The sequence below is a fragment of the Pseudoglutamicibacter albus genome, assembly GCF_022346425.1.
Lineage (GTDB): Bacteria > Actinomycetota > Actinomycetes > Actinomycetales > Micrococcaceae > Pseudoglutamicibacter > Pseudoglutamicibacter albus.
The window spans coordinates 56,923-81,781 of the sequence record NZ_JAKRCW010000007.1 but is presented as its reverse complement, the minus strand read 5'-3'; the positions used below and the strand labels follow the sequence as shown (position 1 = coordinate 81,781).

Below are 24,859 nucleotides of genomic sequence, written 5' to 3'. Positions count from 1 at the left end.
GAGTATCTTAGCGGCGGCTGCGGCGTCCACTACCGCGGCGGCTAGCGTTCCTTTTCTTCTTCTCTTCCTTCAGCTGCGGCAAATCCGGTGCGATAGTGCGCAACGCTTCCTCGAAGGCCCCGGCCGTGTCACGTGCAGCACTTCCCGGCCAATGATGAACCGCATAAGCGGCCCCCTGAATCTGCTGCCAGTTCGGGGTCTCCGGGATCGGAGGCTGAACCAAGCCTTCGCCGAACATCACGGAAAGCTCGTTCAAGCGGAACGCATGCTCCGAGGAGTCACGACGGTAACGGTTCGCGATCACGCCGTAGGTGTCGATCGTGGTATGGAACTCGTCACGGAACAGCTTCAGTGCACGTAGTGCGCGCTCGGTGCCCGCAACAGAGAACAGCGCCGGTTCGGCCACCAAGAGCACACCATCGGAGGTGTACCACGCCATCCGGGTCAACCCGGACAGTGAAGGTGGGCAGTCAATCAACACGAGGTCATAATGCTTTTCCGCGCCCTCGAGTACACGCTGAAGACGCTTCAGATCGCGCGTGCGGATGTCTGGGCGGTCATAGTAGCCGGTCATCGCAGACCCTGGCAGAACATCCAAAACCGCGTTCGGGTTGCCGTTGGCTTGCTCGCGCGCGGTCCACGCGGAAGGTGCGGGATCCGAATCGATCGAAGCCTTCCTCGGGGACTTCAACAGCTCACCGATCGGTTCCGTCGCGTTGGGCGAAACACCCAAACCAGTCGATGCGTCCGCGTGAGGATCAAGATCAACAACCAGGGTACGAACTCCAGCGGCGAGAGCGGCAGAAGCCAAACCCAAGGTGACGGAGGTCTTACCGACGCCTCCCTTCAGCGAAGACACGCTGATGATCTGCACAAGCAAACACATCCTTGATGAGACGGAACCATGAAGCACGCAGTTATGTTGCGCTCACTAGGCTACCGCCACGATGTATTCGAGCCGGGCAACCGCAGGGAAACCCTGCAGATCCACGCCAGCCTGTATGCGCAACACACTGTTCACATCATATCTAATAGGGTTCTAAGCCTCGGGTTGATTCCCGCTGTGTTCCGGAAGGTTTTTTCGATCCGTTGTGTTCGGTGGCGAAGCTCGTTGCATCGCCGGTGTCCGCACCCCGTGGCAGGGCCCGGGATAAGGCACGGGGTAGGGCCCCGGGATAGGGCACGGAACCGAGGCTGGCCCCGTAACATCGAGCGCTTATGTGAACCCGAGCCAGGATATTTCAGGAATCTATATAAGATGTTGCCATCTGGATATATGTCCACGGACGCTACCTCTCCAGCAGAGATACGTTTTCTTCGAGCAAGACGGCTGCACCAGTGTGGCCTAGATACAAGGAGGCTTGGCTGTGAAGCAGAAAAGCAAAGTGTTGGTCGCTAATCGTGGTGAGATCGCGATCCGCGCGTTCCGAGCCGTCGTTGAACTAGGGATGGACACCGTAGCCGTATATCCGTGGGAAGACCGTAAATCCATTCACCGGCAGAAAGCCGATGAGGCCTACCGCATCGGCGAAGAAGGCCGCCCGTTGCGTGCCTACCTCGATGTTGAAGAGATCATCCGAGTAGCGAAGTCCTCCGGAGCGGACTTTATTTACCCAGGTTACGGGTTCTTGTCCGAGAACCCGGACCTTGCTCGCCGCGCTGCCGAAGAAGGTTTGACCTTCGTAGGGCCGCCAGCCGAAGTTCTTGAACTTGCCGGCAACAAAGTCGCTGCGATCAACGCCGCCAAGCAAGCCGGCATCCCAACGCTCGCCTCGACCGACCCGTCAGAAGACATCGACCACCTACTCAGCCAGGCCGAGACAATCGGCTTCCCGATCTTCGTCAAAGCCGTCGCGGGCGGCGGTGGCCGCGGCATGCGTCGCGTTGAGAAAATCGAAGACCTCCGTGACGCCCTCGAAGCCGCATCGAACGAAGCCGCAACCGCGTTTGGTGACGGCAACGTCTACCTCGAACAGGCTGTGCTGAAGCCCCGCCACATCGAAGTCCAAATCCTTGCCGACGGTGAAGGCAACACGATTCACCTCTACGAACGTGACTGCTCGGTTCAGCGCCGCCACCAAAAGGTTGTTGAAGTAGCTCCGGCGCGAGACCTCGACCCAAAGGTGCGCGAATCGATCCTCAAAGACGCCGTGAAGTTCGCGAAGGCCGTGGGCTACCGCAACGCGGGAACCGTCGAATTCCTGCTCGACACCGAAGGCGAACGCGCCAACGAATACGTGTTCATCGAGATGAACCCACGCATCCAGGTTGAACACACCATCACCGAAGAAATCACCGACGTCGACCTCGTCGCAGCTCAGCTGCGCATCGCGATGGGTCAGACCCTCGCCGACCTCGGCCTGAGCCAAGACACGATCCAGCCGCGGGGAGCCGCGGTGCAGTGCCGCATCACCACCGAAGACCCAGCCCAAGGCTTCCGCCCCGACGTAGGAACCATCGCCGCATACCGTTCCGCAGGCGGCACCGGTGTACGCCTCGATGGCGGCACCATCTATGCGGGCGCCGAAATCTCGCCACACTTCGACTCACTGCTCGTGAAACTATCGACCCGCGGGGCGACCTACGACATCGCGATCCGTCGCGCCCTCCGCGCACTCGACGAATTCCGCATCCGCGGCGTGGCGACCAACATCCCGTTCATCAAAAACGTGCTGAGCCACCCCGAATTCCAGGCCGGGCCTGTCGCAACCGACTTCCTCGACAGCCACCCAGACCTGACCGACATTCAGCCAAGCCGCGACCGCGGAACCAAAGCACTGGCCTACCTCGCAGACGTCACCGTGAACCAGCCCCACGGTCCACGCCCCGACATCATCAACCCCGCACTCAAACTACCCGCCTACCCGGGCCACACCCTCAACGACCCGGAAGCATCCCCATTCGACACCGCCAGCGGTCCAGCACCAGCCGACGGTTGGAAACAAGTGCTCGATGAGCAAGGCCCTGAAGGTTTCGCTCAGGCCCTACGCGCGCGCACAGGCCTAGCCGTAACAGACACGACCTTCCGCGACGCACACCAATCGCTGTTGGCAACCCGCGTACGCACCCGCGACCTGCTCGCCGCAGCACCCGCGGTAGCCCACACCCTCCCACAACTACTCTCGATCGAAGCGTGGGGCGGGGCAACCTACGACGTCGCGTTGCGCTTCCTGGGTGAAGATCCCTGGAAACGCCTCGAACTCCTCCGCGCCGCAGTACCGAACATTCCAATCCAGATGCTGCTGCGCGGCCGCAACACGGTCGGCTACACCCCATACCCGCAAGAAGTCACTGAAGCGTTCGTCGAACAAGCCGCGAAAGCCGGCGTGGACATCTTCCGTATCTTCGACGCCCTCAACGACATCGACCAAATCACCCCGGCCATCGCCGCTGTACGCAAAACCGGGACCGCCGTGGCAGAAGCCGCACTCTGCTACACCGGCAACCTGCTCGACCCTGAAGAGAAGCTCTACACGCTCGAGTACTACCTCGAACTCGCCCAAAAAATGGTCGACGCCGGCGCGCACATCCTCGCAATCAAAGACATGGCAGGCCTGCTGCGCCCAGCCGCAGCAACCCGACTCGTGACAGCACTACGGGAACGCTTCGACCTACCAGTCCACCTCCACACCCACGACACCGCAGGCGGCCAACTAGCAACCCTGCTCGCTGCCGCACAAGCTGGCGTCGACGCCGTGGACGTCGCATCCGCGGCGATGGCAGGCACCACATCCCAGCCATCCATGTCCGCGCTCATCGCCGCAACCGACAACACCGACCACGAAACCGGGCTGTCCATGACCGCGGCATCCGACCTTGAACCATACTGGGAGGCACTACGCCAGGTCTATGCACCATTCGAATCCGGACTCAGCTCACCAACCGGGCGAGTCTACCGCCACGAAATCCCCGGCGGACAACTCTCCAACCTCAGGCAACAAGCGATCTCACTGGGGCTGGCTGACCGGTTCGAAAAAATCGAAGAAGCCTACGCGGCAGTTGACAAGATCCTCGGCCACCTCATCAAGGTCACCCCATCCTCCAAGGTTGTGGGCGATCTCGCGCTCGCGCTCGTAGGCGCCAACGTCGACCCAGCCGATTTCGAGCAAGACCCAACACTGATCGACCTGCCAGCATCCGTGGTCGGATTCCTCTCCGGAGAACTCGGGACACCAGCAGGAGGCTGGCCAGAACCATTCCGCAGCAAAGCGCTCGCCGCGGGTGCGAAAGACGTCTCCGTGGTGCCGCTGGATGCTGAGGATGCCGAAGCCCTCAAAGGCGAGGATGAGACCGTTCGGGAGACCCTCAACCGTTTGCTCTTCCCCGCGCCAACCAAGGAATTCAAGCAGAAGCAAGAAGAGTTCGGCGACCTCTCCGTGCTCGAAACCCGCGACTGGCTCTATGGCCCGGAACGCGGCGAAGAATCACTCATCCCGCTTGAAGAAGGTGTGCGCCTGCTGGCAAGCATCGAAGCGATCTCGCCAGCCGATGAACACGGCATGCGGACCGTTCACTGCCGACTCAACGGCCAATCACGCAACATTCAAGTTCGTGACCGCTCGGTTGAGGCTCGGGCCGAACAAGCCGAAAAGGCCGACCCCGACAACCCGGCGCACGTGGCCGCACCATTCGCAGGTGCAGTCACCGTTCGCGTCAAACCAGGCGATACCGTGGACCGCGGCGGCCGCGTAGCAACCATCGAAGCAATGAAGATGGAAGCTGCGATCACCTCACCGACCGGTGGGGTAGTCCGCCGCGTACTGATCGACGGGACCGGGCAAGTCAACGGCGGCGACCTCATCGTCGAATTCGAACGCGACTAAACACCCAACGCTGTGGCGCAGCCTCGGCCCTAGGAAAGGGACCGAGGCTGCGCCACAGTAGCGGCCCGCATGCGAACATGACTGGCCCTCCATGCGAAGATGAAGGCATGACTCATTACGATTTGGTGATCGTCGGTTCCGGCTCAGGTAACTCGCTTGTGACCCCGTTCTGGGACAACAAGAAAGTTGCCATCATCGACGGCGGGGTCTTCGGGGGAACCTGCCTCAACAAAGGATGCATCCCCACGAAAATGTTCGTGGTGCCCTCAACACTGGCCGCCGAAACCGAACACCTCCGTAAGCTCGGCATCGACATGCACGTCGACGCCGTGCACTGGGCGAAAATCCGTGACCGGATCTTCGGCCGCATCGACCCGATCTCAGAAGCCGGTCGTAAATACCGTGCCGAAGAGCTTGAGAACGTGGACCTCTACGAGGAGAACGCTCGCCTCGTGAACCCGCACAAACTCGTGACCGATTCCGGCAAAAAGATCAGCGCAGACCACGTGGTGCTCGCCAACGGCTCCCGCCCCTCACTACCATCGGTGCGCGGCATGGACCTCAAAGGTGTACACACCTCGGATACGATCATGCGCATCGAACGCCTCCCACGCACCATGGTGATCGTCGGAGGCGGGGTCATTGCCGCGGAGTTCGCCGCGATCTTCCACGGGCTGGGCGTTGAAGTCACCCAAGTGGTGCGCGGCGAACAACTACTCAAACACTTCGATGACGAAATCGCCGATGCCTTCACACAGGCCGCCCTACGGCGCTGGGACATCCACCGCGGCTGGGACATCAAACGCATCGGCGTGGGCGGAGATGCCGAACTCGCCGCAGAATTCACCCGCGGCGATGAAAAACTCACCCTCAACGCAGACATCGTGCTCATGGCCACCGGCCGCGTCCCGAACTCTGACACGATTGACGCTCACGCCGCAGGACTCGACACCGATGAATCAGGGTTCATCCAAACCGACGAATACATGCGGGTGCTCTCTAACGGTAAACCGCTAGAAGGCGTGTGGGCGCTTGGCGACGTCACCAACCACGCCATGCTCAAACACGTCGCTAACCGCGAAGCCCGCGTGGTCTCCCACAACATGGAAAACCCGAAACAGCTGCGTGCAGTAGACCACAGCGTCATCGCCTCCGCAGTGTTTTCCAACCCGCAGGTTGCCTCCGCAGGTCTCACTGAGGCTCAAGCGATCCGTGCCGCGGAAGACCAAGGCCGCGACGCCAACGACGTCATCGCCTACACCCAGCGTTACGGGGACGTCGCCTACGGGTGGGCACTCGAAGATGAGGAAGGCCTCGTGAAACTCATCGCCGAGAAATCAACGGGCAAGATCCTCGGTGCTTTCATCATGGGGGAGCAGGCCCCAACACTGATCCAGCCGCTCATCCAAGCGATGACGCTGGGAACCGACGCATACACGATGGCGCGGGCACCCTATTGGATCCACCCGGCACTGACCGAAGTAGTCGAAAACGCGCTCCTAGGGTTGGAAACCCAGCCGCCAAAGAACCCGCCGCTATAAGACGCAGAGGCCTTAGTGGGGCCCTGCCCAGGCCTTCACTAAGGTTTGTAGAGTTTCTCGACCTCATCCTGGAAGTCCTTCAACACAATCTGCCGGCGGATCTTCAGGCTCGGCGTCAAATGCCCTGTCTCTTCGGTCAGGTCAGTCGTCAAAACCCGGAACTTACGGATCGACTCAGCACGCGAAACCGTGTCGTTCGCCGAATCGATACCTTCCTGGATGTCCGCGAGAAGATCCTTATTCTCTACAAGGTCCTCAATCTTGGTGTCGGCAGGGAGGTTATGGCGTTCGAGCCAGCCTGGCAGCGCTTCCTCATCAACCGTGACTAGCGCGCCAACATACGGGCGGCCCTCACCAACCACAACACACTGCGAAACGATCGGCACACTACGGACGCGGTCCTCCATGAGGCCCGGAGCTACGTTCTTACCGGAGGCCGTCACCAGGATCTCTTTCTTACGGCCCGTGATGGTGAGGAAGCCGTCCTCATCGATCGTGCCCAGGTCACCCGTGGCGTACCAACCATCAACGAAAGCGTCCTCCGTAAGGTCTTCACGGTTGTAGTAGCCCTTGAAAACACACACGCCCTTGACGAGGATCTCGCCGTCCTCGCCGAGTTTGATCTCATTGCCCGGGACCGGGCGGCCGACAGTGCCGATCTTGATCTTCTCGGGAGTGTTCACCGTGACAGGCGCCGCCGTCTCAGTAGCTCCGAAGCCCTCCAGCACGGTGAGGCCAATACCGTTGAAGAAGTGGCCCAAACGTTCACCCAGTGCACTACCGCCAGAGACCGCATGAGTCACCTTGCCGCCCATCGCGGCACGCAGCTTCTTATAGACCAGCACATCGAAAATCTTGTGCTTCACGCGGGTGCTCAGCGAAACCTTACCCTCAAGGGACTGACGCGAATACTCTTCAGCGACTTTCGCGGCACGCGCGAAAATTTTGCCCTTGCCGCCATCTTCAGCCTTTTGTTGCGCCCCGTTGAAAACTTTCTCAAACACGCGAGGAACAACAAGCAAGAACGTCGGCTTGAACGAATCCAGCGCCGGCAGAAGGTTCTTCAAATCCGAGGTATGGCCGGTGCGTGCGCCACCGCCGACCGCCATCAACGCGATGAAGCGGGCGAAAACGTGTGCCAACGGCAAGAACAGGATCGTGGACGCGTCCGGGGCGATAACGCCGGGAACCGCTGCCGCCGCGTTGTCTGAAAGGTCCACAAAGTTCGCGTGCGTGAGTTCGCAACCCTTCGGTTTCCCCGTTGTGCCCGAGGTGTAGATGATCGTGGCGATGTCCGTCTTCTTCCGCGGAGCTTCCTGCTGAGCGCGCTGCTCCTCTGAGACGTTCTCGCCGGCAGCGCGCAGCTTATCCAACCCGTCCTCGTCGATCACCAACGTCTCTGAGATCTCAGAAAGCGACTCGGAATCCTTAGCGCGCTTAACAGCCTGGGCATGCCTGGAATTCTCAACGATAACGATCCGCGAGCCAGAATCCTTCAAAATCCAGGCGACCTGGCTAGGGGAGGAGGTCTCATAGATAGGAACCGAAATACCGCCGGCATACGCGATAGCGAAATCGACCAGGCTCCACTCATAACGCGTTGCTGACATCAACGCGACCCGGTCTCCAGGCTTCACACCGTAATGCATCAGTCCGCGTGCGATGAGCTTGGCATCCGCAGCGAAATCTCTAGCGGAAACATCAACCCAACCGTCGCTACCGTCCGGTTTAGAGAACAATGCAATATCGCCATTCTTCTCTAAATGACGGTCGACCAGGTGAACCAACGTAGCGTTTTCTGGGTTCACAACCTCGGCCGGAACAGAAACGGTTTCCACAAGCAAACTCCTGACTATCGCGTGCGGGACGAGCCACACCACCTCAAATGTGATGTGCATCACTTTGGCTACCTACTACTTTATGCCATTGCCCCTACCGATGCGTAACCAGGTGTCTCTTAGATCGCTAAACACGCGCCCCGTCATCCCATGGATCACGAGGATGCCGCGGTAACGTCCAGCCCAAATACAACAAGGCACCCAGCTCACCGGCGATGAAAACCCACCACATGAAAGGCGCGATACTCACCTTGAACATGACCAGCAGGAGTATTACAAGCGGCAAGGCCACCACAACGGACCACGCCAAAACCCTGTCTGGACGTCCAGAGAAAATCGACGGCGGATCTTCAGGAACATAATCAGTGTCCTCACCCCACCCAGCGGCATCCTCTATCGGAGACCAATCCCGCGGACCTGCAAGGTGAGCACCGGAGCCGGCAGAATGAACAGCGGAGCTAGGTTCGGAGGGAGGCTCAGCCGTGGAATCAGTGTCAGCCTTTGTGGTGGGATAGAACGGCTGAGAGGCGAAGAATTCCTCGAGCTCCTCGGCTTTCCGCTGTGCCTGCGCTTCAGCATCTGTTACGCCCGGGTCCATGGCCTCGAGGCGAGCTACAAGATCAGCCCACTCCGCATCGTCATCACGGCGTTCCTTCACCGCAACTCACACACCCTTCGCGGTGTTCGTTACTGCATCATGCTTGCCGCCAGAATTGTGCTTGCCGCCAGAAGCACGCAAACGCTGAGCGATCTCATCAACCTCATCTCGGGACGTCGAGAAGATCAGCGGGGCATCCTCATCCAACGTAGCTACGTGATAGCTGCTGCGGAGTTCAACGTAACGCACCTGATCACGCACACGAGACTGAAGGGCACGGTAGAAAACCCTCACCGACGAATCCGGAATAATATGATCCACGGTGGAACGGAACAACGTGATCGGGGCATCCACCCCAGGCAACATGCGACGGGTGCGGGCCACTAAACGCGTCATCTGATCCACCGCGGTAACAGGCACCCGTTCATAAGCGGTCTCAGAAACGCCCTCTTTGCGGACGTCACCCCCGATTGAGCCAACCGTAGGCAAAAACCTCTTCATGACGCCCGCAAACGAAGCCATAGGTGGATATGTGAACGCAGGGTTCACAAAAAACAAGTGATCCGGGCGGCGCACCGCACCCAGATAAGCCGTCAACGTCCCACCCATCGACAAGCCGCCCACCGCAACGGAATCGCACTCAGCGGCCAAAGCATCGTAAGCGTTCTCCACCGCCTGGCACCAATCATCCACGGTCACCGACTCAAGATCCTGCCAGCGCGTACCGTGGCCGGGAAGGAGGGGCATAGAAACAGTGTGCCCAGCATCATGAAGGGTCTTGCCCCAATCGCCCAAGCATGCCGGATTAGACGTGAACCCATGAATCAACAGAACACCCACACCGCTCGTACCGGCAACGAACTGCCCCCGCGCAACGCCGTTGTGCCCCTGCGCAACGCCGCGGCTCTGGGTGGCATCGTGACCGTGGACAGCGCCGTGGTCGTGCGTGGCATCGTGACCCTGGACAGCGCCGTGATTCTGAGTCCCCATCAATGGCCCTTTCTGGAAAATGCATCGGACATGAGTGGCTAGTGGACACACTACCGGCGTGCCCTAGGCGTTGACTGTATTACGCCTAGAACGCAAGACTTTATGCCCGCACCACTCGGCTCCGTAGACTAGAGAAATGCAGACAAACGCCACATTCCCTGACGCTGGATCCCAAACAGGCCCGGCCGCTAACCCGGCCCTGGACCGGTGGCGTTCGCTACCGATCAAACAGCAACCAGACTGGGCGGGCACCGAAACCCACGCACGTGCCGTTGCTGAACTCGGAAATAAGCCGCCGCTGGTCTTCGCAGGCGAAGTCGATGCGCTACGCGACCAACTGGCGCGAGCAACCCGCGGCGAAATGTTCGTGTTGCAAGGCGGGGACTGTGCCGAAACATTCGCCGGCGCAACCGCAGACAAAATCCAAGCCCGCGTCAAAACCATCCTGCAGATGGCCGTGGTCCTCACCTATGGTGCGCAAATGCCGGTACTGAAGATGGGGCGCATGGCAGGCCAATTCGCTAAACCACGCTCATCTTCGACCGAAACCCGCGACGGGGTGACCCTGCCAACCTTTCGGGGCGAGATCGTCAACGGTTTCGAATTCACTGAAGAAGCACGCAAACCAGACCCGATGCGCATGGTGACGGCCTACAACACTGCAGCCGCTACCCTCAACCTGATCCGCGCGTTCACACAAGGCGGTTTCGCTGACCTACGTTCAGTGCATTCCTGGAACCGTGGCTTCATGACCAACCCCGCCTACCAGGAATACGAAGAACTCGCCGCAGAAATCGACCGTGCCGTGCGTTTCATGGATGCATGCGGAGCCGATTTCGAAGCGCTACGGCGCACAGACTTCTACGCGGCACACGAAGCGCTCCTACTGGACTACGAACGCGCGCTGACCCGCACCGATTCCCGTACCGGCAACCCATACGCGACCAGCGCCCACTTCCTGTGGATCGGTGAACGCACCCGCGAGATCGACGGCGCGCACGTCGATTTCCTCTCACACGTTGAAAACCCGCTCGGGATCAAACTTGGCCCCACCTCCACAGGGGAGGACGCGCTACGTTTGATCGAGAAACTCAACCCCAAGCGCATCCCAGGCCGCTTGACGTTCATCACCCGCATGGGGGCCACCAACATCCGCGAAAAGCTCCCACCCATCGTGGAAGCGGTCAAGAACGCTGGCGAAGACGTTTTGTGGATCACCGACCCGATGCACGGCAACACCGTGACCAGCTCCAACGGCTACAAGACCCGCCGCGTGGAAGACGTTATGGACGAAGTCAAGGGTTTCTTCGAAGTGCACCAGTCGCTCGGGACCGTGCCAGGCGGTCTCCACATCGAAATGACTGGCGATGACGTAGCTGAATGCCTCGGCGGGGCAGACCCGATCCGGGAAGACCAGTTCGATGACCTCTACGAAACCGTATGTGATCCACGCTTGAACCATTCGCAATCCCTTGAACTAGCGTTCCAGGTAGCCAATGGCCTAGCGCACCGTTAACCCGTAGCCGTAGAACCGAACAACACGAGCCGAACACGCAAGCTGGGCTCACAAGAGGGGCAGAGGAAGGGAACCATGAGCGAGAAGAACACCGAGACCGGTCTCACAACCGGCCCGTACGCCCTGTTTGATCGCGATGAGGACCGTAACGACCTCATCAGCGGGTTCTGGCGGGCTGACTACGCCCCCAACACGCTACCGGAGAGACTCGTGCTTGCTTTCCTGGGGCCCACCGTGGACGAGTTCGCGCACGAACGCGGCTGGGAATGCCGGGTTGAGCTGGATTCGATCACCCGCGACTACCCGTACTGGGTCACCGAACACAACGGGGTAGAAGTCGGCGTAGTGTTAGCTCCGCTGGGGGCATCCGCGGCAACACAGAACCTCGAATTCGGTGTAGCGCTAGGCGCTAACAAAATCATTGCAGTGGGTAGCTGCGGGGCGCTCGACACTCAAGAAGAGAACGTGTTCTTCATCCCGGAGCGTGCGCTGCGCGACGAGGGAACGAGCTTCAAATACTTGCCAGCTGAAGACTGGATTGAGCTCGATGCCGCCGGCATTGAAGCTGTTGAGGCAGCACTTGCGGCTCAGAACCGTGCCGGGGAACGGGTCACCGTATGGACCACCGACGGGTTCCTGCGTGAAACTCCGGCGATCATCGAACGCCGCCGAGCAGCCGGATGCGACGTCGTGGACATGGAATGCTCAGCGCTCGCGGCAGTATCCCGCTTCCGCGGCGCAACCTACGGGCAACTTCTCTACACGGCTGACTCGCTCGCCGACCTCGACCAGCACGACCCACGCGGCTGGGGGAAAGCCTCCCGCGGCATCGCACTCGACCTCGCCATCGAGGCCGCAACCCGGCTGTAAGTCAGTAGCCGGCGCCGGTCTTCAACGGCTGAGGGGCAAGACAGCTGAGGACAAAACGGCTGAGGAGAGCTACACGGCGTGAGGGCTAGACGACGCCGATCACAACGGTTGAGCCGCGCTTGAGCATCTCACCGGCCCGCGGACGTTGTTGCACCACGTTATCGAGGACTGTACCGAAGGAACCTTCCTCAACGGACACTTCGAATCCGGCGTCTTCGAGGATCTGCCGGGCTTCGTCCGTGCTCTTGAACCTCACATTCGGGACCTCTACCAGGTCAGGGCCCTTCGAGACGACCATCTCGATTTCGCTACCACGTTCCACTTTCTCGCCACCATTAGGGGAGGTGCGGATTACCGCACCTTCCTCGTAGGTGTCAGAGAACTCCGCTTCACCGACCACCACAGTGAAACCTGCGGCTTCGAGGAGATCTTTCGCATCGGACTCGTTGCGGCCCTGCACACGCGGGATCTCGACAGGGGCAGGGCCGGACGACACCACCACATCGATCTTTGAGGCTTCCGCGATGCTTGAGCCGAACTCCTCAGATTGTTCAATGATCTTGCCGGCTTTGGCTTCGTTGTGGCGTTCGGTCACCTTACCGAGCTTGAGATTGGCTTCCTCCAGCTGAGCTTGTGCAGCTTTACGGTCCAGACCGTTGAGGTTCGGGACGCTCACCATCCTCGGTCCGCGCGAAATCACCAGGTTCACTCCCTGGTACCGGCGGACCGACTCACCGGCTTTTGGGTCAGTAGCTATGACCTTGCCTTTCGCGACCGTGGCCGAGTAGTCCTCGCTCGTGTTCGCGTGGGTCCCGACTTCGTCAAGCTGGGATACCGCACTGGCTTCCGTCTGGTTCCTCAGATCAGGCACCACTACTTCAGCGCCCGGTCCGGAACCGAACCACCACGCACCCAGGCCGGCACCCAAGACCAAAATGAAGACGATGAGCGCGATGAACCAAGCCTTCCGTTTGGTTCCCGGCCGGGACACGGATTCAGATGGTTTGCGTGCCGCGCGCCCCGTGCGTGGTCCCGTCTTAACCGCGGAAGCACCCGCACCTGCTACGGAACCGGATTCGTTACTTTCGAAGGAACCCGGCCTGATCTCGTGCGATTGGGTGTCATCAGGCAAACTCAGCTGATGATGCGGGATCCCGCCCTCCGGAACCACAGTCGTATCCGAATCTGGCGGAGGTGGCGTGACAACCGATGTTCCTTCATCGTGCGGAAGCGGAACGTAGGTTGTCGGCGCATCGTTATCCGCCGCATCGTCGTCACTGCTCTGCGCTTGGTGACTGTTCTGCGCTAGGTGCTTAGCTCCAGCGGCGTCCCCGGCGTCAGTCAGTTCGTCTTCGCTCGGGCGGGTGCGGGCCAACAGGTTCTGTGTAGCGACCACCAGATCATGCAGGGTGACCGGTTCATCACCTAAGTCGAGGTCCTCTTCTGAAAGGTGACGCTCCACGTGGCGCAACGCGTTGAGGAAATCCCCGGCGTGGGTCGGGCGTTTATCTGGTTGCTGCTCGGTGGCCCACGCAACCAGATAATCGAAGTCCTCGTTCAGTTCCGGCACTGTGACCGATGGCGCGGGAACCGTCTCGTTGACGTGGCGCATCGCTACATCCCACGCCGTCTCCCCGGTGTAGGGTTGCCGTCCCGTCAAAAGCTCATACAGCAGAATGCCGCACGCATAAATGTCGGTGCGTTCATCTGCGCCGCGCCCGGTCACCAACTCGGGGGAGACATAAGCGACAGTGCCGACCAGCCCGCCGGTAGCGGTGTGTTCGCTTGCGGCCCGGGAAAGACCGAAATCTGCGAGTTTGATGCGGCCATCCGCTGAGATAAGAACGTTCTCAGGCTTGATGTCACGGTGCACCATGTTCGCTTCATGCGCGGCAGCGAGGCCGGAGAGGATCGCTTCCATGACTTCAAGCGCTGCTCGCGGAGCCATCGCGCCCTGGGTCCGCATGACATCACGCAACGTCACGCCCGGAACATACTCCATGACGAGGTAGGCTTCGGAACCGTCAACCCCTTGGTCATAGACATTGACAACGTTGGGGTCACTCAACCGCGCTGCCGAGATCGCTTCCGCCTCGAAGCGTTCAACGGATTCCTTGGTTTCGGCAAGGTGCGGATGCAAAACCTTCAACGCGACCTGGCGGCGCAGCTTCAAATCCGTACCCAAATACACCGTGGACATGCCTCCGCGCGCAACTCGGCGCTCGATGCGATAACGATCATCGAGCACTTCGCCAACTAATACGTCGCGGCGTCCTGGCATAGTCACACCTCGATCTTAGGGGAAAGCAGAGCAGAAACCATTCAAGCGCACCCTCATGGGGAGTCACACCTCGAACTATACGAGCCGTATTACCCCGGGGTATACGACCAAGGGATGAGCCGCGCAGAGATAGTCGCAACTCTTGATTGGTTGCGGCGCTGGGCTGGAAGCGGTGGGCGGGATGCGCTGGGCTGGATGCGGTGGCGGGTTTGAAGTTGGGGTGCTTGAAATTGCGATGCGTTAAACATGAGGGCGTCCGGTGTTTAGTCCGGACGCCCACATGGGTATGAATATTGAGTGTTTAGGATGCGCGGCGGGCGCGTGCGGCGCGGCGCTTCATTGCGCGGCGTTCGTCTTCGCTGAGCCCGCCCCACACACCGGCGTCCTGGCCGGTCTCCATTGCCCACGAGAGGCATTGTTCGATGACCGAGCAGGTGCGGCACACGCTCTTCGCTTCTTCGATCTGCAGGAGTGCAGGACCTGTGTTGCCGACTGGGAAAAAGAGGTCAGGGTCTTTTTCCAGGCAAGCGGCTTTATCGCGCCAACTCATGCGGTGAATGCTCCTTGGTTGCTGTGGCGACAGCCCACGATGCTCCGTGGGATCGCCGTGTTGTTGCGTCAGTGTCGCAACATGTTCGTTGTGCCTGCGGTCTTCATATCGGTAGTGCAGGCTGTTCGTTTTGTTTACATCGATGCTGGAGAAACAAGACGGCCCACATGACGTGGGCCGGTGCGTCTACAACATCAGGTACTGACATCAATTTTCCCACGGGGTTGGTAGCTAGACAAGGGTGAATGCTACTTGAAAGTCACTAATTGGTATGGCGTTGATCACCGTTTGTGCACTAAGAGCTGAGATTCTGTTGGCCTTCGTTATCCATCCGTACACGTTCGAAATGTATATGTGGAAGACGGTTTCCCGTGCGAGGTTCGATGGGTGCACGTTCTCAGACCTAGAATGTTGGGCATGATGACTCAGCCTTCCCAGCCCGCCAAACGCTCCAAGCAGGCAGATTCTTCTCAGCAGGCGCACTCTTCCAACCAGGCGGAGCCTCGTGAGGTTCGCATGGTTGCTCCTGCATCTGTCAAAGTGACTGTGGCGATGCTTGGGTTGGAGGTCTTGGGGGTCGCGGCCGCTTTGATCATGTCGATCGTCAACCTCAATCAGCCGGGCCCGTTGAATATGCCGGGTCGCATCTTCATGTTGGTTCTGATTGCCGCGGCCGGTGCGGGTTTGTTAGTGACAGCGGTTCAGCATTACTTAGGTAAAGCGTTCACCCGCGCGATCATCGTGGTGTGGCAGCTGTTCCAGATCATCATTGGTGCCCAAGCGCTCGCCGGTGGCGGAGCGATGTTCGGCGGCGGTATCTGGTTGGGGCTTGCGATGGTGGTCACGGCCGCGGTTGCGTTGGTCATGGTTTTCTCCCCGGCCACGCGTTTGTACCTTTCGATCGACGACGTCCCACGCTGAAACCTGCGAACACGGTTGGTGGGCGTCCGCTGTGTTCTAGCTGGTTCCTGCTCATCTTTTACGGCACAGGTGAGCCCGTTACGGCACGTGTGAGGCGATGGCCCTGTAGGTTGCTTGATTGATGTTGACCAGCACGTGGCCGGGCTGCGTTGTGCTGGCCAGGGGTGGATTCCACCCGAGAGGCTCGTAGTCGCTGCCGTTCAACGGTGGGATAGCGATGGTGTGGGTACCTAGTGCTGTGTTGCGCCACCAGGGCATGAGGTAGGGCAAACGTGCGGGGGCGCTAGCGCCGAAGATGATGGGTTTGCCGTCCTTGATGCGGCGTTGGCATAGCGAGATGAGGCTGGGGCTGAGCGCTTCAGCGTTGTCGATGACCCAGATTGTTTTTTCTTCCTGATCTTCTTCGGGCTCGTGAGAGGTTGCTTCAGGGTCGATGCGCTCGACCGTATAGCCGCTGCACCATGCATTGATGAGCGTGTTGCGTGCACGGTCATCAGCGCCGATCACTAGCCCGGCTGGTCTGGCTTGCACGAGCACGGGAGTCTGCGAGGGAATTAGGGTGATATGCAGCGATGGGGCTGATCTTTCTAGGGTGGGCTGGGTAAGACCGCCGAGCGTGACGGTGTGCGGGGTGCGGTTCTCATCCCAGCGGTGGGGGTTATCCGCCAGTTGTGGTTCTGTGTCAGCGGTTGGTAGTTGAATTGCCAGCCCGTCGGCCGGCAGCGAGGCAGAACTGAGCACTCCGCGGCCTGGTAAGGAGGGGACGGGTCGGATGCGGGGCCATATGTGGCGGGCTTCAGCGGGGACTGCGAACGGCAGGTAGATCCGGTGGGTGAGCGTGGTGAAGATCCGTGAGGTCGCGAGATCTCGCCCGCCGTTGATGATGATCCCGATTTCGCCTTTGAGCGCGAGCTCCCGTACCGCGTGCTCCCTGTAGTTTGCTGCGCGCTCGGATGGGTCTGACCACCAGCTGTGTGGCGAGATGATCCAAAGCGTTGGTGGGACACCCGCGTGAGCATCGGCGGTTGCGTTCGGGAAGCGGCCGTTTTTCAGTTCTCGGAGCACCTCTGTTGCGAGGCTGGTCTGGTCGGGACCGACGTAACAGCCCCACGCGTGCTTGGTTGAGCGCAGTAGTCCGAGGCCGTCGAGCACGATGACCGAAGAGGCAGAAGGGCCGCGCCCATTGGTGTTGCCATCAAGAGCAGCGTTAGTAGCAAGGTCAGTCTTGGCAGCAAGATCAGCGTTGGTAGCAAGATCAGTTGCGTTGCCTCCAAGAATGTGGGCGAGGCCTCGGATGACGGTGGCGTCTTCATTGCCATCGGCTCCGCACATCCCGATCGAATACGGCATCGGCGGCGCGAACTCCGTGATTCTCACCTGGGGCGTGTTCATGAGCCCCAGCGGAAGCTCTGCATCCGGCGAGGATCTGGCTGTGAAGAGCTCGTGCGGGCAGACTGTCTCAGGTAAAGGTGGCGGAATGAGGGCGTCGGACAGTTGCTGCGGTGCCCGGGCAAGGATCCGTTCCAGGCGTTGAGCAAGCGTAGGTATCCCTCCGCCGCACACCTCGCGAGCTGAAATATCAGTGACCCGCGGGCCAAGGACGCCGACCCGTAGCGTGGGTGGCGCGTCGCTGGTGGGCTCCACGAGCCCATGAATCAACGGGCTACCGGAGGAAGAAATAATGACGCTTCCAGGCTCCGAAGCCGGTATCTGCGCGGCGGCGGGAGAATTGATGAGTGACATCGAATCAGCGGCGTCCACAAGCCTGAGGCACATCACGAGCGAAATGTTCGCCTTGATCTCAGGAGTCACGATTCCCTGCGGCCGCTGGGTGGCCAAGACTAAATGCAGACCTAATGCACGCCCGAGCGTGGCTAGACGCATGATGTCGGTCAAGATGCTCGGGTGGTCTTGGGCGAGAATCCTGAACTCGTCAATCATCAGGATCAGCCGGGGCGGGGCATGCTCAAGCTCGGAAATGTCTGCGACTGAGGCCTCGTTCAACAGTTCTTCACGGCGGGTCAGCTCGACCCGCAGAGCCTCCACGATCCGGTAGATCTCACTTCCGTCAAGGTCAGTGACGCACGTTTCGATGTGCGGCAGCGCTTCAAGATCGCTGAAGGTTGCTCCACCTTTGAAGTCGACGAGCGCAAGCCGTAGCTCTTCGGGGGAGTAACGGTCAGCCAGCCCGAGCACCCACGAACGTAGAAGTTCTGACTTGCCCGAGCCCGTGGTTCCTGCGATGAGGGCATGCGGCCCGTCCTTGACGATATCAATAACGAGCGGCGCACCGGCTGAGGTCACCCCCAAATCGGTGGCCACACCGTACCTGGCATCAGCGGTTTCGACGGGTGCGTCGGTACTGTGAGGCTCATCGGTACTGTGAGGCTCGCCGCTGCTGTGGGGTGACCCACCGATATCAGGCGTGCCGCCCAGCTGTGCAGCATCACCCTGCTGTGAAGCATCGCTCTGCTGCGAACCACTGTTGTGTTGATAGGTCAGTGCCGCGTGGTCAAGCGCATCAAAGCTGATGGTGTCAGGGCAGAAATCCTGCCGTGTCCCCTCGCTCAGCACCACAGCTTGTGGCCCAGCCGCACTGGACTCAGCGCACGAAATAACCCAATCACCAGGCAACGCGACACCCTCAGAGGCCAGAGAGCTACGCGTTTCAAGCTTCACCGTAACCGCCGACTGCACCGCGCCTGAACCCTGCGCTGCCCCTGAAGGCTGCGCTGCGCTAGGAGAGTGCGTTGCGCTAGGAGAATGCGTGGCGGATGAGGGGAACGCACTGCCTGGCGGGATGAGCAGGCATTCATAAGAGTTCACTGCGCTATCGAAGCGCACGCCATTTATACCCAGTAGACGGGCAGGTAAACGCGAAGAAGCCGGCAACACCATGCCCCACCCCGCAGGTATTCCACGCTCCAAGAAAGACACAACGACCGCGCTCAACACCCCAAGGCAACGCGCAGGCGGCCCGCAGATCGTCACCGTCGCGCCGGGTTGTACATGCACAACCGCCGGCCACACAACAGGCTTGCGCCGCAACCTAGAGGACAGCGCAACACTGCTTGGCTCACCGTTGACCGTCAGCCGAATACGTCGCTCGCGCACACTCCCGATACGTAGGCTAAGTGTCTGCGCGCTCGCCGAAGCCCCTCCGCTCCACGCTGCCGCACCCCTCGCGCCCTGCTGTTGTGAACCGAGATGAGAAGACCTCTGATGCCACGACGCGACAATTCGTGCGGGAGTAGGCGCGTGACGGCGCAGAGTCTCGATGTGCTGCCAGGCTCGCTGCCGTAGCGTGCGGCGATAGCGCCGCCGGTCCGCGATGTTCTGCCCGACCATAAATGATCCGGTCAAAACCCCCAAAGCACCGAAAACCATCATGAACCACGATCCCAACGCGACCCAAAGAACAATCCCAATCCCCAAAGGCGCGATAGCCATCACCAAACCCAGCCACGGGAACCGCGGCGGAGCCTGCATCGAAACATCAAGCCCCTGCGGCAACGGCCCAGAACCACGCTGCCGCCGCACAGCAACCACCAGCCGCAACGTCGTGTCACCAACCGTCACCGTATCCGCATCAGTAACACCGCGAGCACTGCTACCTGAGGAAACGCGCTCGCCGTTGATGGTGACCTCGCCATCGAGTGCTGTGACGGTGATGCCGGTCGGGTCCACTCGTAGCAGTGCGTGTTCGCGGGAGGTAGTGGGGTCGTTGAGCTGGATTCTTCCTGGTCCTCGGCCGATGAGGGATTCGCCGCGGGGTAGTGGGAACACGGTTCCGCTGTCGGGGCCTGAGTCCACGATGAGGTGGAGTGTGTCTCGGTGCCGGTGTGAGGCATTCTTGCTGCGCCCGGTGGTGGTGTTTGTGTCTTCTAGGAGCAAATGTTTCAGATATTGCGCGGCGTCTTTCCGAAGACCCGGAAGCTGAAATACGCGTGGGTTTCGTGGATCGAGCAGCAACATGGTGGGGAACTCCTGGGTGAAATCATTGAATTTCCGTGGTTGAAGACAACGTACTGAAGAACCGGCTGTGGGCTCCCTGTGAGTTGCTCTGGTGTGGATAAGCTCCGTTATCCACATCTTTCTATTTAGTGCTTGCAACCGGTGCGTGTGTGCTTTTAGGGTCAAGATCAAACACTGAGAAAAATTCGCCACAAGAATTCGCTATGAAACTCAGCGAGACAGGATTCGCTGAAAAGAATTCCCTGATTCACATCACATGAGACAACACGCGTGAGGGGTGGAACATGAGTGAGATCGCTTCGATGATCGAACGTGATGTTCGCCAGCAGATGCGCCGGGATGGGGTAGACCCGGTGACTGCTCCAGCACACGTGCGCGCGCTGGTGGCGCAGGCACTTGAAGACTATGACCTGCGCACGCTCACGGAATCGCTGACCCCGTTGAAGCGTCGTGATGATGTTGAGCGCCGCATCGTTGATTCGCTCATCGGGCTTGGCCCGTTGCAAGTGTTTATGGACGATCCTGAGGTTGAGGAGATCTGGCTTAACGGCCCGGATAGGGTGTTCGTTGCCCGTTCCGGGGTTGCGTCGCTGACCCCGGTCAGGATGACCCAGGACGAGCTACGTTCGCTGGTGGACCGCATGCTGGCTGGAACCAACCGCCGCGTCGATTTGTCCTCCCCGTTCGTTGACGCCGCATTGCCGGACGGCTCCCGGCTTCACATCGCGATCCCTGACATCACGCGTTCAGCATGGATGGTCAACATCCGTAAATTCGTGGCTCAGGCCCATCGTTTGAGCGACATGGTGCGGCTCGGCTCGCTCAGCAACAGCGCGGCAGCGTTTCTGGACGCGTGCGTGCAAGCCGGGCTCAACATCGTGGTGTCCGGGGCAACCGGCGCGGGAAAGACCACGATGCTGAACGCGCTGTCCGCCTCGATCGGGGCGCGGGAACGCGTCATCACTGTAGAGGAAGTCTTCGAACTCAAGGTCCCGTTGCGTGACGTGGTCGGAATGCAGTGCCGCCCAGCCAACCTCGATGGAGTCGGAGAGATCACGCTACGGCGGCTCGTAAAGGAAGCGTTGCGGATGCGGCCAGACCGGATCATGGTCGGGGAAGTGCGAGAGGCTGAGAGTTTCGACTTATTGCTTGCCCTCAATGCAGGCCTGCCTGGGATGGCTACGATCCACGCGAACTCGGCGCGAGAAGCAATCAGCAAAATGTGTTCCCTGCCTTTGCTTGCCGGTGCAAATATCTCCCAAGAGTTCGTGGTTCCGACCGTGGCATCGACAATGCACGTGGTGGTGCACTGCTACCGCACCCCAGCCGGCGAGCGCGGGGTCGAGGAGATCGTGATGCTCAAAGGTTCGGACGGGCAGGGAGTTATCGAGACTTCCACGATTTTCAAGCGTTCCCGCGGTGAGCTGCTTCCCAACCGTGATGCTGACCCGGCGCACGCTCGTTTCGCGGCCCGCGGGGTCGATCCACGCATGTTTTTGGTGGAGCGGCTATGAGCGCGATTCTTGGGTTGACGCTTGGGCTGGGCCTGTTGCTGATTTGGCAGTCCGGTTTTCCAACGCGTGGTGGGAAGAAGTCCTTAACCTCGGTGAGTAGGTTGCGCCGGACTATGGACCGGGCCGGGTTGCAGCAAGTGACCACGGTGACGTTTCTGCTCATTAGTAGTTGCATCGTGGTGGTAGCCACGGGCATCTATCTGTTGGTGACCTCAACTCTCACGGTGTCGCTGGTGCTCGCGGGGATCACCGCGGTCTTGCCTTCGTGGTGGTTGCGGCACAAAGCCGATCAACGCAGTAAGGCTTTGCGGGAGACATGGCCTGATGTCGTGGACCATCTGCGTTCGGCGGTGCGTGCCGGGTTACCGTTGAATGAAGCGCTGGCACAATTGAGTTTCGAGGGGCCGAAAGAGCTTCAGCCAGCGTTTAGGGCCTATGCGGCGGACCTCAAGGTCACCGCCAACATGGAAGAAACGCTCGACCGGCTCGCGCAGCGACTAGCTGACCCTGTGGCTGACCGCATCATCAGCGCAGTCAAACTCACCCGCGAGGTGGGTGGGGCCGATGTCAGCGTCATGCTCACCACGCTATCGGGTTTCTTGCGCACTGATGCGCGCACGCGAGGGGAACTCGAAGCTCGGCAGTCGTGGACAGTCAACGCTGCACGGCTGGCGATCTGCGCGCCGTGGGTCATCCTGTTGGTTCTCTGCCTCGAACCACGCGTAGCGCAGGCGTACTCGACACCAGTCGGGCTCATGGTTCTGCTTGGCGGAGCGCTCGTGGCTGTGGTGAGCTACCGCATTATGATGCGGATTGCGCGCCTACCTGAACCTCAGCGGGTGATCGCTTGAACCTGTTCATTGCTTGCGCCCTGCTCACACTCACCGGCCTAGCCGGCATCGGATTCATCATCGATTTCATATTGCGAGGTAGAACCCTTCCGATCAGCGACAGGATCGCGGCCCAGTTCGGCGCCCGTACGCCCCGGCCATGGAGCTGGGGCGTGCTCAACCCACTGAGATACCTCTCGTCATCAGCCGCACGGGCGGCCCGATACAACAGCGCAACCCGCAACAGCACGTACCCCGCTGGCCCACACATCGCGATGCGGGATCGGAAAATCGCGGCCATGCTCACCGCCGCCGGCCTCGACATCAGCGTGGCCGAACACAAACAACACAGGCTCATTGCCTCACTCGTCATGGCAGGGGCCGCCGGAACCATCTTCATAGCGCTCAGCACCCGGCAAAGCATCCAGCCCATCGCCGCGATCATTGCAGTCATCGCAAGCGCAATCGCCGGCGCCTGGATCGTAGACACCCGCGTCAACCAACGCATCAAACAACGCCGACGAGCCGCGATCGAGCAATGGCCAGAGTTCATTGAACTCGTAGCGCTCGCCGTTGCGGCAGGCGATGGCATGCGTTCAGCAATCGCCCGGGTAGGGAATCAGTTCCCTGGCGTATTGGGGGAGCGGATCCGCGACATGCTGATCCAGATGCGCGTGAACGGAAACGTTGGTGAAGCACTCGTTGAATTCGCGGCAGAACTTGAGAGCACCACGGTCCAACGGTGCGCATCCACCGTGAGTGTTGCGGCGGAGCGCGGAACCCCTCTGGCCGCGGTTTTACGGGATCAAGCCGCAGATGCCCGGGAATCAGCTCGGCGAGACCTTATGGAAACAGCGGGCAAACGTGAGCTCGGGATGCTGTTGCCCGTGGTGTTTGGTGTCTTGCCGCTCTCCGTGGTTTTCGCAGTGTTCCCGGGGCTGAGCCTGCTCACGATGTCTGTATAGAAACGTTGTATTCAGAAGTGAAAGGAATCAATCATGAACAACAAATTCGCTCGTTCACGGGTGGGTTCAGCCGTCACGGCCGCGTTGGTGAAGTTCTCGGCACTCATTGCCGGGGCAGCACCCGATGAGGACCGTGAACGCGGTGACGTTCCAGGCTGGGTTCTGGTGACTCTCATGTCGGCTCTGCTGGTTGCAGCGATCTACGCGGTCGCAGGCCCAGCTTTGATCAAGCTGTTCAACGATGCGATCGGTAAGGTCGGCGGCATGTGATGGTGATGTGTGAGAGCCAAGAGGCGGGCGCTGGAGGCGGCCAAGAGCATCCGGAGCGGGGTTCCTCTGTAGCAGAGACAGCGATGATCATGGGACTCGTCGCGCTCTTATTCGTCGGAATGATCCAGCTCGCGGTGTTCCTGCATTGGCGCAACATGGCGGCAGACGCAGCAACCCACGGGGCGCGCTTTGGCGCGTTCCCGGACCAATCAGCGGGCGCAGGAGCGCAACGAGCTCAAGAACTGCTGGACTCATCACTGCAGCCAGGTATGGGACAAGCCAATGCCGAACTCATCAGCCGAGACTACGGGCCAGCAGTCAAAGTCACCGTTACCGTTCGCGTACCGATCCTAGGGTTCCTGCCCGCGCCGTTCGAATACTCGACCAACGCGGTTGTAACCAAAGCGACGTTCTAATGCCCGCCACAACGCAGAACACAGCGCTTGAATGCAACGAACCCAACGAGACGGCGGCGGGGCAGGATCGGGGTAGCGCGATCATCGAATTCGTTGGTCTAGCGATCTTGCTTGCGATCCCGCTGATGTATCTGATGATCGCAGTCGCGATGGTTCAGGCGGGCAACCTCGCCGCGGTCGCGGCATCCGATCAAGCCGCCCGCATCATGACCAACAACGGTTCCACGCAGGACCAAGATGCTCCTGGGGCGCGTCCGCCTGGAACACGTGCCCAAGCCGAACACGCGATCGCGGATGTCATGCACGGCTACGGCATCAACCCGGACAATGCGCGGCTCACCCTTACATGCTCGGGGCAATGCCCCGGACCAGGCTCACTCATCACTGCACGCGTGGACGTTGACGTTCCGCTACCTTTCCTGCCCGAAGGCGTCCGGGGGATAGTGAAGGCACAGTCTGAGACCTCGATGCTGATAGGAGGAGCCGAATGACCGCCTCGAAAACAGAGGAGGAAGGTCGCATCACCGTCATGGTCGCGGGACTGCTCGGGCTCCTCATCGCGGTGCTCGCGGTGACCTCAGCTTTGAATCACGTCGCGATCTCTCAACGGAAACTCACCTCGATCGCTGACTCGGTCACAAGCTCCGCAGTCTTGAGCAAATCCCAAGCCAAAGCGATTCAAGAAACCGGGCACCCGGACGTTGCCGCCGCACGCGCCGACATCGAAGCGCAGCTACGGCGCATCCCACTGCCAGACCAACTGGATAACCTGCGGATCGACAACATCGAATTCAAAGGAGAATCGCTCACACTCCACGTGAACATGTCCGCAACCACCAGGATCCCGATTCTTGGCGGCCTGCTGCCCGGCACCACCCACGTACACACCCACTCCTTCAGCCGGGTGGAAATGCGTTAACTCAGCCACCGGGGCGATCCGAGGCCGGACGGGCCTGAACCC

At 60.2% G+C, this 24,859-nt stretch carries 19 protein-coding genes; 12 read left to right on the top strand and 7 right to left on the bottom strand.

The genetic code is table 11. The features are described from left to right. Positions 1-7: 7 nt before the first annotated feature. A complete protein-coding gene (locus tag MHJ63_RS05870; protein WP_083285184.1) occupies positions 8-874 on the bottom strand; it encodes a ParA family protein in 867 nt (288 codons plus the stop codon). A gap of 493 nt (positions 875-1,367) precedes the next feature. Here MHJ63_RS05870 and MHJ63_RS05865 point away from each other — a divergent pair, with 493 nt between their 5' ends. After that, the gene (locus MHJ63_RS05865) at positions 1,368-4,823 is read left to right on the top strand and encodes a pyruvate carboxylase (RefSeq protein ID WP_239446478.1); all 3,456 of its coding nucleotides are present in this window, start codon (positions 1,368-1,370) and stop codon (positions 4,821-4,823) included. A 107-nt stretch (positions 4,824-4,930) separates the two neighbouring features. Beyond that, the gene (locus MHJ63_RS05860; protein WP_239446477.1) at positions 4,931-6,364 is read left to right on the top strand and encodes a mycothione reductase; all 1,434 of its coding nucleotides are present in this window, start codon (positions 4,931-4,933) and stop codon (positions 6,362-6,364) included. 38 nt (positions 6,365-6,402) lie between these two features. Here the strand turns inward: MHJ63_RS05860 and MHJ63_RS05855 are convergent, their stop codons facing one another. The 3 genes from MHJ63_RS05855 to MHJ63_RS05845 form a co-directional block, all read right to left on the bottom strand. Further along, a complete protein-coding gene (locus tag MHJ63_RS05855; protein ID WP_239446476.1) occupies positions 6,403-8,262 on the bottom strand; it encodes an AMP-dependent synthetase/ligase in 1,860 nt (619 codons plus the stop codon). 67 nt (positions 8,263-8,329) lie between these two features. After that, positions 8,330-8,860, bottom strand: coding sequence for a hypothetical protein (locus MHJ63_RS05850; protein ID WP_239446475.1), 531 nt, complete (start codon positions 8,858-8,860; stop codon positions 8,330-8,332). A 6-nt stretch (positions 8,861-8,866) separates the two neighbouring features. Next, the gene (locus tag MHJ63_RS05845; protein ID WP_239446474.1) at positions 8,867-9,790 is read right to left on the bottom strand and encodes an alpha/beta hydrolase; all 924 of its coding nucleotides are present in this window, start codon (positions 9,788-9,790) and stop codon (positions 8,867-8,869) included. A 136-nt stretch (positions 9,791-9,926) separates the two neighbouring features. Here MHJ63_RS05845 and MHJ63_RS05840 point away from each other — a divergent pair, with 136 nt between their 5' ends. Both MHJ63_RS05840 and MHJ63_RS05835 read left to right on the top strand, forming a co-directional pair. Next, a complete protein-coding gene (locus MHJ63_RS05840; RefSeq protein ID WP_239446473.1) occupies positions 9,927-11,306 on the top strand; it encodes a class II 3-deoxy-7-phosphoheptulonate synthase in 1,380 nt (459 codons plus the stop codon). Between the two features lie 75 nt (positions 11,307-11,381). Continuing rightward, positions 11,382-12,176: a nucleoside phosphorylase gene (locus MHJ63_RS05835; RefSeq protein ID WP_239446472.1), complete on the top strand. Its 795-nt coding sequence runs from the start codon at positions 11,382-11,384 to the stop codon at positions 12,174-12,176. A gap of 85 nt (positions 12,177-12,261) precedes the next feature. Here MHJ63_RS05835 and MHJ63_RS05830 read toward each other — a convergent pair whose 3' ends face one another. Both MHJ63_RS05830 and MHJ63_RS05825 read right to left on the bottom strand, forming a co-directional pair. Continuing rightward, positions 12,262-14,457, bottom strand: coding sequence for a Stk1 family PASTA domain-containing Ser/Thr kinase (locus MHJ63_RS05830; protein ID WP_070490920.1), 2,196 nt, complete (start codon positions 14,455-14,457; stop codon positions 12,262-12,264). A gap of 301 nt (positions 14,458-14,758) precedes the next feature. Further along, positions 14,759-15,007, bottom strand: coding sequence for a WhiB family transcriptional regulator (locus tag MHJ63_RS05825; RefSeq protein ID WP_035757578.1), 249 nt, complete (start codon positions 15,005-15,007; stop codon positions 14,759-14,761). A 417-nt stretch (positions 15,008-15,424) separates the two neighbouring features. Between MHJ63_RS05825 and MHJ63_RS05820 the strand changes: the two genes are divergently transcribed. Continuing rightward, entirely contained in the window at positions 15,425-15,928 is a 504-nt protein-coding gene (locus MHJ63_RS05820; RefSeq protein WP_035757581.1) for a hypothetical protein, read from the top strand. Positions 15,929-16,006: 78 nt separating this feature from the next. On the opposite strand, the gene MHJ63_RS05815 is transcribed toward MHJ63_RS05820, so the two are convergent. After that, positions 16,007-19,741: an FtsK/SpoIIIE domain-containing protein gene (locus tag MHJ63_RS05815; RefSeq protein ID WP_239446471.1), complete on the bottom strand. Its 3,735-nt coding sequence runs from the start codon at positions 19,739-19,741 to the stop codon at positions 16,007-16,009. Positions 19,742-20,187: 446 nt separating this feature from the next. Here MHJ63_RS05815 and MHJ63_RS05810 point away from each other — a divergent pair, with 446 nt between their 5' ends. The 7 genes from MHJ63_RS05810 (at position 20,188) to MHJ63_RS05780 (ending at position 24,817) form a co-directional block, all read left to right on the top strand. Beyond that, on the top strand, positions 20,188-21,417 hold the full coding sequence (locus MHJ63_RS05810; RefSeq protein ID WP_070490916.1) for a TadA family conjugal transfer-associated ATPase: 1,230 nt from the start codon (positions 20,188-20,190) through the stop codon (positions 21,415-21,417). Beyond that, complete coding sequence (locus MHJ63_RS05805; protein WP_070490914.1) at positions 21,414-22,268, top strand: type II secretion system F family protein; 855 nt, start codon at positions 21,414-21,416, stop codon at positions 22,266-22,268. The genes MHJ63_RS05810 and MHJ63_RS05805 overlap by 4 nt, the downstream gene beginning before the upstream one ends. A 152-nt stretch (positions 22,269-22,420) precedes the next feature. Next, on the top strand, positions 22,421-23,212 hold the full coding sequence (locus MHJ63_RS05800; RefSeq protein WP_141739757.1) for a type II secretion system F family protein: 792 nt from the start codon (positions 22,421-22,423) through the stop codon (positions 23,210-23,212). A gap of 33 nt (positions 23,213-23,245) precedes the next feature. After that, positions 23,246-23,482 carry a hypothetical protein gene (locus tag MHJ63_RS05795; protein ID WP_035757590.1) on the top strand — a complete coding sequence of 79 codons (237 nt, stop codon included), beginning with the start codon at positions 23,246-23,248 and terminating at the stop codon, positions 23,480-23,482. Positions 23,483-23,487: 5 nt separating this feature from the next. Further along, a complete protein-coding gene (locus tag MHJ63_RS05790) occupies positions 23,488-23,898 on the top strand; it encodes a TadE family protein (RefSeq protein WP_070490981.1) in 411 nt (136 codons plus the stop codon). Next, a complete protein-coding gene (locus tag MHJ63_RS05785; protein WP_052048676.1) occupies positions 23,898-24,389 on the top strand; it encodes a hypothetical protein in 492 nt (163 codons plus the stop codon). The genes MHJ63_RS05790 and MHJ63_RS05785 overlap by 1 nt, the downstream gene beginning before the upstream one ends. Further along, positions 24,386-24,817: a hypothetical protein gene (locus MHJ63_RS05780; protein ID WP_239446470.1), complete on the top strand. Its 432-nt coding sequence runs from the start codon at positions 24,386-24,388 to the stop codon at positions 24,815-24,817. The genes MHJ63_RS05785 and MHJ63_RS05780 overlap by 4 nt, the downstream gene beginning before the upstream one ends. Positions 24,818-24,859: the final 42 nt, after the last annotated feature.

Excerpts from the sequence above, each read along its gene's own strand:
- MHJ63_RS05840 (WP_239446473.1), top strand. The coding sequence starts at position 9,927 with ATGCAGACAAACGCCACATTCCCTGACGCTGGATCCCAAACAGGCCCG.
- MHJ63_RS05855 (WP_239446476.1), bottom strand. The coding sequence starts at position 8,262 with ATGCACATCACATTTGAGGTGGTGTGGCTCGTCCCGCACGCGATAGTC.
- MHJ63_RS05860 (WP_239446477.1), top strand. The coding sequence starts at position 4,931 with ATGACTCATTACGATTTGGTGATCGTCGGTTCCGGCTCAGGTAACTCG.
- MHJ63_RS05835 (WP_239446472.1), top strand. The coding sequence starts at position 11,382 with ATGAGCGAGAAGAACACCGAGACCGGTCTCACAACCGGCCCGTACGCC.
- MHJ63_RS05825 (WP_035757578.1), bottom strand. The coding sequence starts at position 15,007 with ATGAGTTGGCGCGATAAAGCCGCTTGCCTGGAAAAAGACCCTGACCTC.
- MHJ63_RS05820 (WP_035757581.1), top strand. The coding sequence starts at position 15,425 with ATGATGACTCAGCCTTCCCAGCCCGCCAAACGCTCCAAGCAGGCAGAT.
- MHJ63_RS05795 (WP_035757590.1), top strand. The coding sequence starts at position 23,246 with ATGAACAACAAATTCGCTCGTTCACGGGTGGGTTCAGCCGTCACGGCC.
- MHJ63_RS05785 (WP_052048676.1), top strand. The coding sequence starts at position 23,898 with ATGCCCGCCACAACGCAGAACACAGCGCTTGAATGCAACGAACCCAAC.
- MHJ63_RS05805 (WP_070490914.1), top strand. The coding sequence starts at position 21,414 with ATGAGCGCGATTCTTGGGTTGACGCTTGGGCTGGGCCTGTTGCTGATT.
- MHJ63_RS05845 (WP_239446474.1), bottom strand. The coding sequence starts at position 9,790 with ATGGGGACTCAGAATCACGGCGCTGTCCAGGGTCACGATGCCACGCAC.
- MHJ63_RS05830 (WP_070490920.1), bottom strand. The coding sequence starts at position 14,457 with ATGCCAGGACGCCGCGACGTATTAGTTGGCGAAGTGCTCGATGATCGT.
- MHJ63_RS05790 (WP_070490981.1), top strand. The coding sequence starts at position 23,488 with ATGTGTGAGAGCCAAGAGGCGGGCGCTGGAGGCGGCCAAGAGCATCCG.
- MHJ63_RS05810 (WP_070490916.1), top strand. The coding sequence starts at position 20,188 with ATGAGTGAGATCGCTTCGATGATCGAACGTGATGTTCGCCAGCAGATG.
- MHJ63_RS05780 (WP_239446470.1), top strand. The coding sequence starts at position 24,386 with ATGACCGCCTCGAAAACAGAGGAGGAAGGTCGCATCACCGTCATGGTC.